Consider the following 13,054-nt stretch of genomic DNA (forward strand, 5'->3'; position numbering starts at 1 on the left):
AGCGCATTCATGCATAATATCAAATGATTATGCATATTTCAGGACCGACTACATACCCTCTCTATTGCTATGAGTCGGGCAATGAGGCATGCATAAAAATAAAAATGAGAACGTAAACTCTGATCCAGATACATGATCCGATAGTCTCGTGGTTCCAAGATTTACTTCGAAATAGTAATCGGTAAGTCTAGCAATTTCGTGTCAGTCACTGTCAGTCGGTACAGGATATACAGTAATTGAAATGCATTGCGATTGCAGTGCGCATTTGCACCCGTTGTATCGATTGCATAATATTTGCCGTGTGAATATGTGAATATGTGAATATGTGAATATGTGAATAAGTTTGCTCCATCGGGCAATTTATCCGCAACGATAAGGCACACAGGGTGTGACTAGGATTTTCATCGTTTGCAATGGGAGGAGTGCGCGGATCTTTTTCAACGTAATATTCGGCTTGTTCATTCAGCGCGTGAGCAAGAAAATTCAGAATTGTATGAAAGCTTCTCAGCCGGAAAGCGCCTTGGATGGGCCATTCACCTCCTGGATAATCGGGATGGATATCGAAAGCGACATCATTTTCTATTCACGGATTAATTAGGTTGTATCAATTCGCTCGTTCCTTGCAGCATAGAATATCGGGGTCGTAATTGGTAATCAGGATGGGGCGTTCAATGTGTAAGTGTTCTTTTCTCCGTCGTGGTTTACGGTGAAATCTTTGTCTATGGTTTTAAAGAGTCCTTCCGGAGAAATCGCGCTAGCAGGAAATGTCCCGCTGCGTTCAAATGTCAGCGGCTCATGATGCTGGGCGCGTGCGATATTGGTCAGAAGCTGCTTCGACTCCGCACGGATAGCAGCGTCATCATAAACTTCAGCCGCTTTGCTTAACGCGATCGGTGATAAGCAACCTGAAGAGGATGAAATAAGAAGAAAAAGAAGAGATATCCGCGTAAATATTTTCATGGGTAATGGATCGGATCGGATCGGATCGGATCGGAAGCGGAAAGCTATGTTTTGCATCGTGACGTGGTGATCGCACTAAAAGAATTCTTTTAGATATCTGGCAAAAGAGGACCCACAAAATAATAAGCATCTCCTGTGCTTAAATAGGCTAGCTACCTAAAACATTATAATTTATCAAGGTGTTTGCTGAAGAAGCGCTTCAAAATTTTCTACGGACAGAGGTTTGCTAAAAAAATAACCTTGTCCATAATCGCAGCCCATGGCGATTAAAAGTTGTTTCTGCGAATCTGTTTCCACGCCTTCAGCGACGACTTTCATACCCAGACGGTGCGCCATGGTAATGACCGCTTCACATAGGATTCTATCGTTAGATTTGCTATCCAGATTAGAAATGAAGGACTGATCAATCTTGAGATAGTCGATATCGAATTTTTTTAAATAAGAAAGTGACGAATAACCTGTGCCAAAATCATCAATGGCTACTTGTACTCCTGCATCGCGGAAACTTAATAATTGTTTTACGACTAATTCATGGATATCTAGCAACAAGTTTTCAGTAATCTCAACGATAATGCTTTGACCATCCAGTTTTTTCTCACGTAAGTGATTCACCCAATCGCTCATTTTGCTGATAAATTGTTTGGGTGATTTATTAATACTAATTTGAAAATTAGTATTGTAATTAGCTTGCCATGCAGCGACCTGATTGACGGCTTGCTTGAATACCCAATCGCCTATTTCAGTTATCAAGTTGGATTCTTCTGCAATGGAAATGAATTCTATTGGATAAATTGTTCCGCGTTCTGGGTGTTGCCAGCGTATTAAGGCTTCGGCTTTATGGATATAACCGGTTGTTAGATCTACAATGGGCTGATACATTAAGAACAGGTGTTGTTCTCTAAGTGCATGACGCAATTCATAGGCGATTCTTGAACGGATTTCTGTTGCTTTGCGCATGCTGGAAGTGAAATAACTGCAGCAATTGCGCCCATTATTTTTGGCGGCATACATGGCTTGGTCAGCGTTCTTCATCAGAATTTCCACGCTGCTCGCATCAGCAGGGAAAAATGTCACGCCAATACTTGCCGTGACATAAGCTAACTTAGCATTCAAATAAAATGGTTTAGTCAATTCCAGTAAAATCAGCTGGATTATTCTTTCTGCACAGTTTTGATCGGTGAGTCCGTTTAGAATAATGGTGAATTCATCGCCGCCCAGGCGTGCAACCGTATCGGTTTCTCGAACGCAGCCATTGAGCCGCTTTGCTGCTTCTATTAGTAGAGCATCGCCAACACTGTGTCCAAACGAATCATTGATTTCCTTGAAGCGGTCGAGATCGATAAATAGCACCGCTAAGAGTGTTCCTGCACGGGAGACATTTTTAATGTCATGGCTTAGCCGGTCATAGAACATATTGCGGTTTGGTAAACCGGTCAACGAATCATGGTTTGCTTGCCGCCATATAATTTCATCCGATTTTTTCTTATCGGTGATATTAGAAAAATTAATGAGATAGTAACAGCTCGAACCATTGTTATTTGGTACCGAAGTGATGGTTAACCATGCCGGGTATTCCCGCCCGTACTTGTGCCTATTCCACACTTCACCTTGCCAGTGGCCAGATTGTTTAACACTTAGCCAGATTTTCTGGAAAAACTTAGTGCTATGCCTAATGGATGTGACGATTGATGTAGGTTTGCCTATTACCTCCTCTGCGCTAAATCCGGTTATTATATTCAGTGCTTTATTAATAGAAATGATGACTCTATTCTTATCGGCAATCATGATTGCCTCTGGGCTATTTTCAAAAACTTTACTGGAAAGATACAGTTGCTCGTTCATTTTTTGTTGCTCTAATGCAATTCCAATAATGAACGATCCAATTTGAAGCAATTTACGGTGAAATACGCTCGGCAAGCGATGCTCAAAACTGGAAAGCGCAAACGAGCCAATACATTCGCCACCTTTACTACGCACGGGCATTGACCAGCAGGAGAGAATATTAAAATCGATGGCTATTTCTCGGATACTTTGCCAACGTGGGTCATCAAGCGTGCTTTCTATAAAGACTGCTTCCTGGCGAAAAACTGCATTGCCGCAAGATCCCGCTTCAGGACCAGGGCGCAAACCATTGAGTCGTGCGATACACTCTGCCGGGATACTGGGTGCCGCGAACACATTCATGCATTGCTTGCCTTTGTCCAGTAGCATGACTGATGCGACTGCATTATCCAAGAGTCGCTCTATCAACAGGCAGATTTTTTCACAAATTTCTTTGTAATTATTTCCCAATACGATTAACTCAAGAATCTCCTGTTGGAATTCAAGAATCTTACTTTGCTCGGGATTGGTGAGGTCAAGATAATCGGTTGGAGCAGTGATTTGTTGAGTTATGTTCTTATTCACAACGTGTTAACCTCACTCTTTCAATTTGAACTACGTGGTTTGTTGCATAGATTATGTGAGTTAAAGAGTTTTAGTGTGCAATAAATTTAGCTCTTGGATATAAGTGGGTGTAAATTATACGTAAATTAGTCAAGCGCTCAAGGTTTATCGATTATTTTTTTACCTGTTTGATTAATTTTTTGATTAAGTGGTTGATTGCAAATTATTTGTTGTGCTGGAAATGGTTTCGTTGTTAACTGCTGGGCATATCGATTGCGTGGATTCAAGTTTTTAATGCAACTTTTGCCGCAAATTTGTCTGGATTGCACATTTTCAATGTATGAGAAAATGGTGCATACATAGTAAGATGCCACGTGAAGGAATGGGATTGATGCTGCTGTCAGTAGAGGCGCTAGCTTCAGATCGATAATAATATTTTAATCGGTTAAGAAAGATTTATCTTAAATTCAGGAAGTTAATATTCTCATCAAGGATTTTAGATTCATGCGCTTTGTTCTGAGTTTGTCGACGATGAGAGTGCACAAAATCTTTATATGGCAGTCAGTGTGGTATGGTAATTATCTTGGTTGGTGGCTGACGAATTATCAGTATCAGAATAAGAGGCTGACAAGAGACTGAAAAATTTTAGATGTAAATGTGTTTTGAGATTTTGGATTTATTATGTTGAGTCACGCTAACAACTGAATGCAATACTGATTCAGTTGTTAGCAGTGACCCTCAGTCATTGCTGATTAGTATCGGAGCACCGTTTACTTACTGCTGTCAGCACTGTCAACTTTTTCCTCTAATGTATCGCCGGCCTCTTCAATTTTTTCTTCTAATGTATCGCTGGCTTCTTCAACTTCTTCTGCGGCATTTTCAACTGCTTCGTCAACTTCTTTACCGGCTTGTTCGGCAGGCCCTTCAAACGCACTTTCAATTTCTTCAATTTTCTCAGATACTTTTTCTATAACTTCATTAACTGCTTTTTTGCCGCTATCGATGGACTGATCGATTTCTTTACCTATGTTTTCAGCAGTTCCTTCTTGCCCCGAGCAGCTCACTAATAATAGAGATAAAAAAGCCACTGAAAGGGATAAAATTAGTTTGTTCATGACAACCTCGTTTACAAATGAATAGAGTGGGTTTTGCAACCCCGTTTATTTAGGTATCTCTGAGCACTGATGTTAGATTCTGCTTATTAAATATTTTGTATTACCTGGCTTTCCAGAGCAATGATAAAAACTTAAGTTAAAGAATAGGGCTCGAGACGTGGCATAGTAACACTCATCGAATATTTCAACAAATTTCCTAAAAAGTAAATATTTAAGGAAAATCAAATGGATCGCGTTTGAAGGTAGACGCAAGTGAGTGATGATCAGTTTTAATTCGTAGCCTTAATGACACCGATAAACGTTTCCGATATATAAGATTTCCTTATCAACGCCGGGAATTTCATATCTGCCGGAGTTGTTGGAGTGGACAATATGCACATTGTTTCCGCCCAATTTTCTCGCCTCATTGGTTAAATTGCTCCTGGCTTTGATGAGTCGCTCGGTATAAGACGTGGTATCGTTTTCGGCTTCACTTTCTTTTGAAGACCCTGTTACTTTTCCAAGTAATTCGCAGCCTTCAGGACCAGATTTCCCGAGCATGATAGTAATGGCTTTGCTTTCCTCGGGCTGTGCTGAAACTTCAGTGCAGCCCATAATGATCAGTAAAATCAATAGGTTCTTAATTAATTGGCATGATGGTTTTGAAACACGCATGAGAAACTCCTAATACTTGATTGCAGCTATAAATTCACAATCATAAATAAATGATAAACACGATATTATCCGTCAATCACCCCTGATCAGGACAAGTATTGCAGAATTTTAGTAATCGATGCAGTGAAATAAAGCCACTACCTGCATCTTTTCAATCCAGATATGGATGGATCTCTAAGGTATATTGGATTTTATGTAATTTATAGGAGGAGAGACGTTGGACATTATTTTCTATATTTCTATCGCAGCGTTGGCCATTGCTTTTGTATATGGAATCATGCTCTATAACAGTTTGGTGGACATCAAACATTCAGTGTCCCAGGCATGGTCGAATATTGATGTTCTTTTGAAGCAGCGTCACGATGAGCTTCCAAAACTGGTTGAAACCTGCAAGCAATACATGGGTTTTGAGCAGGAAACACTCAAACAGGTGATTGCGGCGCGTTCACAGGTAGCTAGCGCGCGGGAAGCGGGTAATATCGGTGCATTGGGCGCTGCGGAAAGTAGCTTGCGCATTGGGTTGGGCAATCTGTTTGCCGTTGCAGAAGACTACCCGGAATTGAAAGCCAGTGAGAAATTTCAGCATTTGCAAGTGCGTATTACCGGGCTGGAAAACAGCATCGCAGATCGTCGTGAGTTCTACAATGAAGCGGTCAAAATTAATAATGTGCAGATTGAGCAATTTCCTGATGCCATTATTGCTAATTGGTTTAAATTCAAACCACGCGATTTGCTGGAGTTCGGTGATGCTGATAAACAGGATGTCAACATCGCTAAATTGTTCGGTTAATACATTGTCTCCAGCATGATTCCCTTGCCGATGGAATTTACACCCGAAGAATTCCAATTTGCGCTGGGCGCATCGATATTGGTTGCGTTGCTCAGTTTCTATTTCTTTACTCGCAATTGGAAACGGTTGCGGATCATTGAGAATACGCCGACTGCGAAGCTACGTTCCGCGCATCAGGGTTATATTGAATTGGAGGGAAAGGGGCAGTTGGTTGATGATCAACCTATATATGCGCCGCTATCGAACCATCCGTGTGTTTGGTATCGCAGCCAAATCGAGCAGCAAGAATATTTTGTCGAAAAGGGCCGTACGCAAACTCGATGGAATGTCGTGTACAAAGCTGTCAGCGATCACCGATTCAAACTGACAGATGGCGTAAGTAGCTGTTTCGTGGATCCCAGTGGCGCGGAAGTCAGTGGCGATGAGAAATTGGTATGGTACGGCAATACCGAATGGCCTACTCGTACGCAAATACTGGAGAGTCAGTCAGTCGTTCATGCCATGGCCCACGGCTATCGTTACACTGAATGGCTGGTGCTGCCGGGTCAATCACTGTATATACTGGGGCAATTCAGTACCTGGTCTGCTACAACACAGAAATCAGTCCGGGACGTAATGATCAATCTGATCAACGATTGGAAACAAGATCAGTCGGCGTTGCGAGAACGATTTGATACCAATCAGGACGGTAATATTGATCAGGAAGAATGGGAGGCTGCGCGTCAGGAAGCTCGATCCGAAGCGCAACAGATTCACGATCAGCTGATTTTGGAACCGGACACGAACATTATTGCAAAGTCGAATAACTCGGCGCAGCCTTTTATTATATCGGTATATCCTCAGGCGTTATTGGCCCGGAAATATCGCAGTAATGCCTGCATCGCTTTGATGGGGTGCGTAGTATTTGTCGGTATTGTCGCGTGGCTATTGCACGCACAGGGATGATCGTTCGTGATCAGACGAGTGAAACTTGTGCATCAACATTTAGCCTCAGAATTCTTTCAGTGAGATTCTGAGTGACTCACCTATAATTCTGAGAACGCCTAGCGCCAGAATAATTGGGATCGTGCCAGCCGTCGCCAAACGGCAGTGGGTGAATGCGCACGCTGCGCAGCTGCAAATTCCAATGCGCCACTCAGCCGACCGAGCTCAAAGCCAAGCATGACCGTTTTTTTTGGGAGTTTGTGGAGTAATTGCTGGCCGATAATCAGATCGTTGGTATATCCCAATTCGTTCTGTAATGCCGATAAAACGGCAATGAAATGATCAGCGCGTTTGCCGTAGATCGGTGCGAAAGCATCGGCTACGTAACGCAACTTTTTGGCAGCGATGCGTGCTTTATGACGACCGTTGGCATCCAATTTGGCGAAGCCATGGCAACTTTTGCGTAGTTTCTGCCAGCGTTTGTCGAGAACTGCCTTGGCCCATATTTTTACCTCTTGTTGTCGGACTTCAGTGGGTGCGGCAGATAAGAGGCTGCGGCCGATATCGAGCATGAGCCGGGTAAATTCGGGCTTGCGCAATAGCGCTTGCGATTGCTGGCGGGCAAGTGCGGCAGTATTTTGTAATAAAGCGGAGGCTGTATCATTAATGTCGATATTTCCTGTGGATGATTCCAGAATCAACAGAATCTCAGGCAAAGTTTCTTGCTGAAATACATCCCAGTCGCGTGCCGGATTCAGTGCTTGCATCAACTCGCGTAGGGGTCGATTCCAATCGGGTATCGCTTGCCCTAGTGATTTTGCCAGTCGCGCGCCAGTGTGCAAGCGGCGCAAGGCAACACGGAGTTGATGCAGATATTCAGTGTCGTGCGAGTTTTCCAGAAAGCCTGGCACGTTGGCGGATAATTGCACCAGCGCGGCTTGTAGGATTGCATTCCAGACATCTTTAGTCGGCTGGTTTTTTTCAATCATCGGCTGGACCGCTTTGACTGGAACAGGAGTTGATGCGTTGTTCAGAATATAGCCGCGTTCAGCTTTGCTGCGAGGCTCAACATGAAGCGATACATGCTCCAGCAATCGTATTGCCACATCGAACAGAAATTCAGGTGCTCCTGATTTGAGTTCGATTTCAACTTCACAAATGTTGCTGGAGGCATCTCCGGCATAGATATTTCCGCTATCGAGAGCTACCTCGACTTGTGCTTGCTCACTATCAATTAGCCAAGTGGTGCGCTGAAATTCAGTAGTAAATACCGGTACAATGCGTTTGAGTTTAATTCCGGCAAGCAGATCCAGAGCGACTGGTGGCAATGCGGAGAAATCCGGATGTTTGCCATCAATGACCGTTACTTCCCATTCTGGACGGCTTGTTAACGCACCTACCGACTGTGATTCGGCTTTTAGTGTCTGAATCCATCGATTATTCACGTGACGCAAGCGCAAAGCAATGCCGCGCCGCATGAGGTCAAATTTCTCGGTATCGAAATAAATGCTCAACAGCGAGTGTTGCTCCGGCGTGACTGCGGTTAACAGGGGGTGGCGTCGGAGCCGTGCTCGATGGCGTGGATGCAGGGCTAGTTTCAGTTCGACTTCCATGACGGACTCCTTGCCTGAATGCCGTAGGCTACTGCGGCTGGAAAGATTTGTGATTATTCAATCTTCAGTGTTTTAAAGTTGATGTCTGCGGGGGGAGGCGGTGTTTTCAACTTCATGCTCTCCAATGCCTTCACGACATGGTGGGCGATGACCAGATTGCGATACCATTTGCGGTTGGCCGGTACAATATGCCAAGGTGCGGCATCGGTGCTGGTGGCCGCCAGCATGGCCTCAAATGCATTCTGATAATTGCTCCAGAATTTCCGTTCCTCCAGATCTCCGGTGTTAAATTTCCAGCGCTTTTCCGGGTTGTTGATACGTTCTTCCAGGCGTTTTTTCTGCTCATCTTTTGAAATATGCAGAAAAAACTTCAATATTACCGTACCACTTTCGGATAATAACTCCTCGAATTCCTTGATCTGATTAAACCGCTGCTTGACCGCCTTGTCTGATATCAGCCCATGCACGCGGGTAATCAACACATCCTCGTAATGTGAGCGATTGAAAATGCCAATTTGTCCCTTGGCAGGCGCTTTCTGATGCACGCGCCACAGAAAATCATGGCCAAGCTCTTCTGCAGAAGGCGTTTTGAACGTCACTACCTTGCATCCCTGCGGATTGACACCGGACATCACATGCTTGATCGTGCCATCCTTACCACTGGTATCCATCCCCTGCAATACGATCAACAGTGCTCGGTTACTGTTAGCGTACAAACGTTCTTGCAGTTCGCTCAATTGGTCGGTTAATTTCTCTGTGGCGGCTTTGGCTTCCTTCTTGCTTTGCCTGCTTTTCTCATAGCTGCCGGTATCGTCGGGATCGCATTGCGATAGCTGTAGTTTACTGTCGGGTTTTACTGGGTAGTTTTTCATTTCAATGGATTATTTTTCCGTTAATTTGAAGGTATTCAACTGTTATTTAAGGGAATTCTCTTGTGATATTTCATTTCCGGCATAAATCCCTATCCACGCAATACCATCATTACCGATAGCGCCGCGGTACATGCCTTTGGTGTTGAACCGCATAGTATATTGACCTTTGGCATCAAGAACGATCAAACCGCCATCGCCACCGATAGCGGCGATTTCTCCCAGCGCATTATCGGCTGCCTCGGCGATGGGAGTGCGTAGTAAGCGAACTTGCGCCGCCGTATTGAATGCGGCTGCGGTGCGAATGAACATTTCGCCAGTGCCGGTTGCGGATACCGCAACCGAACGGTTATCCGCATAGGTTCCGGCGCCAATGATGGGAGAATCTCCGACACGTCCAAAACGTTTGTTGGTGAATCCGCCGGTTGACGTGCCGGCGGCAAGATTGCCATGATGGTCCAATGCGACAGCACCGACGGTTCCACGTTTTTCATCCTTGCCAGACTGCGGTGTATTGAGGTCGACATCAGCATCATGATCGCGCAGCATGCGATCCTCAGCAATCGCTTTTTGCAGTTGCTTCCAACGGAACTCGGTATGGAAGTAGGAAGGATCGACGATTTCCAATCCTTGTTCGGCGGCAAAGGTATCGGCGCCTTCGCCTATCAGCATGACATGGGCGCTTTGGGTCATCACTGCATGTGCGGCACGAATCGGGTTGCGAATTGTGGTGACAGCGGCAACGGCACCTGCCATGCGCGTTGCGCCATCCATGATCGATGCATCCAGTTCAATGCGCCCGGCATGAGTAAAAACCGCGCCTTTGCCGGCATTGAATAATAGTGAATCTTCCATCACCGCAATCGCTGCAATCACAGCATCAGTGCTGCTGCCCCCCGCCTTGAGTATGGCATAGCCAGCAGCTAGTGATTGTGTCAACACTTGGGTATGTGCCTGTTCGCGCTCAGCGGTTAGTTTGCCGCGCTCCATCCCGCCTGCGCCACCGTGAATCAACAGGCGGATTGGCGGCGTGTCAGCTTGAGCCAAATTTGATGGTAAAGTCATCGGGAGCAGGATCAGAAAGTAAATGAGCGTATGTATCGCAGCCCCTTCAAATTGATTTGTGAATGTGCGCCGCGAATTCTTAAAGGAAGCGCACTCAATTCTATCGCGTACGAACCTCGTCACTATCGGCCATCTCTATGACTGTGGCTGCTGTTAATTGTCCATCCATGTTTCCGTCCCAGGTGGCATTGAACGGCAGCGTATTTTGTACGCGTTTTGCAAAATCAATGTAGGCTTGCAGTGTCAAGTCAGGTTGTGTGACTGGTGTCGCAATCGTACGTGGATTCTGAATGACTTCATTGAGCAGAGCTTGGTTGATGTGAGCCTGAGGCCTTGAATCAAACTTTGCTTTGGACGAAGCGCGCGCGGCGCTCAAAGAATTTTTAAGCAATAAGGTGTGATTACGCTTATCCTCTTCTAAAATGGCATAGCTTTGCAAATACAGCGTGTTATCGCGCCAGCCAAGCAGATAAGGCTGATTCACCACGCGAACCGGTGTGCCTACCGGCACATCGTTATAAATGAATGCGATGTCTTCCGGATACATGCGCAGGCAGCCGTGACTGCCACGCAAGCCAACGCTGGGTGGTTTATCGGTGCCATGAATGGCGTAGCTCGGCCAGGCGAGTCTGAGTACATAAGCGCCCATTGGATTATCAGGTCCCGGTGGTACGATGGCAGGGAGTGGATTGCCGTTTTTGGCATATTCTTTGCGAATGGAGGGGGTTGGTATCCAACTGGGATTCTCATTCTTGGCGGTGATCCGTGTCATGCCTTCCGGTGTTTTCCATTCTACGCGTCCGATACCGACCGGATGCGTAATGACTCTTTGTGGCTCTCCCGCTTCGGTTTGTGGAAAATAAAACAACCGCATTGCGGCGAGATTGATCACAATGCCCTGACGTGGCGCATCCGGCAACACAAACTGGGTTGGGATTACGATTTTTGTGCCTGCTTTCGGTAACCAGGGATCGATTTGAGGGTTGGCGCTGACGATTTCTTCATAACCCAGGTTAAAGCGCCGAGCAATATCGGACAGTGTATCGTCCTCGTGGGCGGTGATGATTTGTAATTTACCCACTACATCTTCACGGGCAGAATCGAAACTGTATTCATGGCTGGCAATCGGCATGGGCAATGAACGAGCCGCTGGATTGGCTGGTTTCGTTGTTTGGGTTAAGAATGATTGGCAGCCGGTCAAAAGGAAAAAACTGCCGAGAAAGCCGTATGTCAGAATATAATGCAGCGATGGTGAAAGTGTTTTAGTCATCCGGATCATGAGGGCACGAAACAATAGAGTCATCAATGGTACGTCAATTTACAGGTTTTTTCCTCATGGCTCAATAATTCTAGTCATCAATCCAGTTCCGTTGGTTAGAAAGTGTGCAGTATAAAGGCTACTAACATTTCCTATAAATATGCAGCTGCTAGCAAAGACATGCGTGTTATTGTTCTCGGATGAGTGCTGTTGTATCCATTTAACATGTTGGTTTAGAAGAGAAGAAAATGCATCATCAACCCGATTTATTTTCCAGCGAGATTGAGGATATTCACCAACAAACCTCAGACGACTCTGCAACGGCACTCAAATTGACGCCGCAGAATGATCAGTTATCGCCAAGTCAGCAGCGCTTTAACCGACTACTGGAGCGCATTGATAAATTGAAAGCGCAATTGGTTGAAATGCAGGTGATGCGTGATGCGCATCGCCCTGTGTACCACCAGAAACTGACACCATTGCGTGATCGCCATAACCTGTGTGTGCGCGAAATGGTGTTTTTACTGGATAGCCGGTTGCAGCGCAAAGGTTTAAGTGCCCTGCAAGAACGTATTGCCGCGACCATGCTTTGCAATCTTAGCATGCAGCTGATTGTTCAAGGGGATGAGGAAATGAGAGCGTTGCACGATAAACACAGCAGAGAAAGTTTGACGCAGAAAGAGCAAGCCGCCATGATGGACATGCGTGAAATGATGGAAGACATGCTGGGTGAGCCGCTGCCCGATGACGAGTCGTTGGACTCTGCGCAAGACGTGTTTAGAGCGGGTATGGAACGTTTACGTGAAGCGGAAGCAGCAGAACAGGAAGCGCGGCAACGGGCTCGGACTCGCAAAAAGAAACCTAGCGCCGCTCAGCTCCAGGCCATAGCAGATCAGGAAGCGGCAGAAACCACACTGCGTAAGATTTTCCGGCAGCTGGCCAGTGCCTTGCATCCCGATCGCGCTATTGATTCCGAGGAGCGTGACCGAAAAACAGTGCTAATGAGCGAAGCTAACGCCGCTTACGATCGCCGTGATTTGGTAGCCCTGCTGCAGATCCAGTTGCGCGTTGAATTAGCGGACACTGCATCCATTGCCAAAATGGCGGAAGAGAAAATTGCTGCGTTGACGCTATTACTCAAACAGCAAGTCCAGGAATTAGAAAGCGAGTTGCAACAGCAGCGTCATGATGCGCGTCATGAATTTGGCCTCAAATCCTATGAAACGGTGAGCGTGGCTAACCTGCATCGCAGTCTCAGGGCTGAAGAATTATGTTTCGAGAGAGACTTGATCGCGATGCAACAGGATTTGCAGCAACTGACTGATGATAAGCACTTCAAACGCTGGTTAAAAGATCAAAATCGGCTTTTACAAGAATCTGCGACCGATGTATTTGATGATTGGCGGTATTGAGTTTCTTGT

11 protein-coding genes are annotated in these 13,054 nt (G+C 45.6%); 3 read left to right on the forward strand and 8 right to left on the reverse strand.

Going from position 1 to position 13,054, the window contains the following annotated elements:
- Positions 1 to 654 precede the first annotated feature (654 nt).
- The 4 genes from QZV86_RS08355 to QZV86_RS08370 all read right to left on the reverse strand — a co-directional run bounded on the left by QZV86_RS08355 (position 655) and on the right by QZV86_RS08370 (position 5,114).
- Positions 655 to 960 (reverse strand): hypothetical protein, encoded by a 306-nt coding sequence (locus tag QZV86_RS08355; protein WP_295626129.1) that lies wholly within the window; start codon positions 958 to 960, stop codon positions 655 to 657.
- Between the two features lie 174 nt (positions 961 to 1,134).
- Positions 1,135 to 3,366 (reverse strand): EAL domain-containing protein, encoded by a 2,232-nt coding sequence (locus tag QZV86_RS08360; protein ID WP_295626132.1) that lies wholly within the window; start codon positions 3,364 to 3,366, stop codon positions 1,135 to 1,137.
- A 749-nt stretch (positions 3,367 to 4,115) separates the two neighbouring features.
- Positions 4,116 to 4,460, reverse strand: a complete 345-nt coding sequence (locus QZV86_RS08365) for a hypothetical protein (RefSeq protein WP_295626135.1) — start codon at positions 4,458 to 4,460, stop codon at positions 4,116 to 4,118.
- Between the two features lie 282 nt (positions 4,461 to 4,742).
- Entirely contained in the window at positions 4,743 to 5,114 is a 372-nt protein-coding gene (locus QZV86_RS08370) for a DUF4156 domain-containing protein (RefSeq protein WP_295626138.1), read from the reverse strand.
- A gap of 217 nt (positions 5,115 to 5,331) precedes the next feature.
- Here QZV86_RS08370 and QZV86_RS08375 point away from each other — a divergent pair, with 217 nt between their 5' ends.
- Together QZV86_RS08375 and QZV86_RS08380 are read left to right on the forward strand one after the other, a co-directional pair.
- The gene (locus QZV86_RS08375) at positions 5,332 to 5,904 is read left to right on the forward strand and encodes a LemA family protein (RefSeq protein ID WP_295626142.1); all 573 of its coding nucleotides are present in this window, start codon (positions 5,332 to 5,334) and stop codon (positions 5,902 to 5,904) included.
- A gap of 15 nt (positions 5,905 to 5,919) precedes the next feature.
- Positions 5,920 to 6,849 carry a GIDE domain-containing protein gene (locus QZV86_RS08380; protein WP_295626145.1) on the forward strand — a complete coding sequence of 310 codons (930 nt, stop codon included), beginning with the start codon at positions 5,920 to 5,922 and terminating at the stop codon, positions 6,847 to 6,849.
- 98 nt (positions 6,850 to 6,947) lie between these two features.
- On the opposite strand, the gene QZV86_RS08385 is transcribed toward QZV86_RS08380, so the two are convergent.
- The 4 genes from QZV86_RS08385 to QZV86_RS08400 form a co-directional block, all read right to left on the reverse strand.
- Positions 6,948 to 8,441 (reverse strand): CYTH and CHAD domain-containing protein, encoded by a 1,494-nt coding sequence (locus tag QZV86_RS08385; RefSeq protein ID WP_295626148.1) that lies wholly within the window; start codon positions 8,439 to 8,441, stop codon positions 6,948 to 6,950.
- 53 nt (positions 8,442 to 8,494) lie between these two features.
- Positions 8,495 to 9,313, reverse strand: a complete 819-nt coding sequence (locus QZV86_RS08390) for a polyphosphate kinase 2 family protein (RefSeq protein ID WP_295626151.1) — start codon at positions 9,311 to 9,313, stop codon at positions 8,495 to 8,497.
- Between the two features lie 42 nt (positions 9,314 to 9,355).
- Positions 9,356 to 10,375 carry an isoaspartyl peptidase/L-asparaginase family protein gene (locus QZV86_RS08395; protein ID WP_295626154.1) on the reverse strand — a complete coding sequence of 340 codons (1,020 nt, stop codon included), beginning with the start codon at positions 10,373 to 10,375 and terminating at the stop codon, positions 9,356 to 9,358.
- A 100-nt stretch (positions 10,376 to 10,475) separates the two neighbouring features.
- On the reverse strand, positions 10,476 to 11,645 hold the full coding sequence (locus QZV86_RS08400) for a L,D-transpeptidase family protein (protein WP_295626157.1): 1,170 nt from the start codon (positions 11,643 to 11,645) through the stop codon (positions 10,476 to 10,478).
- A 236-nt stretch (positions 11,646 to 11,881) separates the two neighbouring features.
- Here QZV86_RS08400 and QZV86_RS08405 point away from each other — a divergent pair, with 236 nt between their 5' ends.
- Complete coding sequence (locus QZV86_RS08405) at positions 11,882 to 13,045, forward strand: hypothetical protein (protein ID WP_295626160.1); 1,164 nt, start codon at positions 11,882 to 11,884, stop codon at positions 13,043 to 13,045.
- The last annotated feature ends 9 nt before the right edge of the window (positions 13,046 to 13,054 follow it).

The sequence above is a fragment of the uncultured Nitrosomonas sp. genome (assembly GCF_902826915.1).
In the GTDB taxonomy this organism is placed as follows: Bacteria; Pseudomonadota; Gammaproteobacteria; order Burkholderiales; family Nitrosomonadaceae; genus Nitrosomonas.

Bases quoted from the DNA above. Each gene is read 5' to 3' on its own strand.
- QZV86_RS08355 (WP_295626129.1), bottom strand. From the start codon at position 960: ATGAAAATATTTACGCGGATATCTCTTCTTTTTCTTCTTATTTCATCC.
- QZV86_RS08400 (WP_295626157.1), bottom strand. From the start codon at position 11,645: ATGACTAAAACACTTTCACCATCGCTGCATTATATTCTGACATACGGC.
- QZV86_RS08405 (WP_295626160.1), top strand. From the start codon at position 11,882: ATGCATCATCAACCCGATTTATTTTCCAGCGAGATTGAGGATATTCAC.
- QZV86_RS08380 (WP_295626145.1), top strand. From the start codon at position 5,920: ATGATTCCCTTGCCGATGGAATTTACACCCGAAGAATTCCAATTTGCG.
- QZV86_RS08395 (WP_295626154.1), bottom strand. From the start codon at position 10,375: ATGACTTTACCATCAAATTTGGCTCAAGCTGACACGCCGCCAATCCGC.
- QZV86_RS08370 (WP_295626138.1), bottom strand. From the start codon at position 5,114: ATGCGTGTTTCAAAACCATCATGCCAATTAATTAAGAACCTATTGATT.
- QZV86_RS08365 (WP_295626135.1), bottom strand. From the start codon at position 4,460: ATGAACAAACTAATTTTATCCCTTTCAGTGGCTTTTTTATCTCTATTA.
- QZV86_RS08385 (WP_295626148.1), bottom strand. From the start codon at position 8,441: ATGGAAGTCGAACTGAAACTAGCCCTGCATCCACGCCATCGAGCACGG.
- QZV86_RS08390 (WP_295626151.1), bottom strand. From the start codon at position 9,313: ATGAAAAACTACCCAGTAAAACCCGACAGTAAACTACAGCTATCGCAA.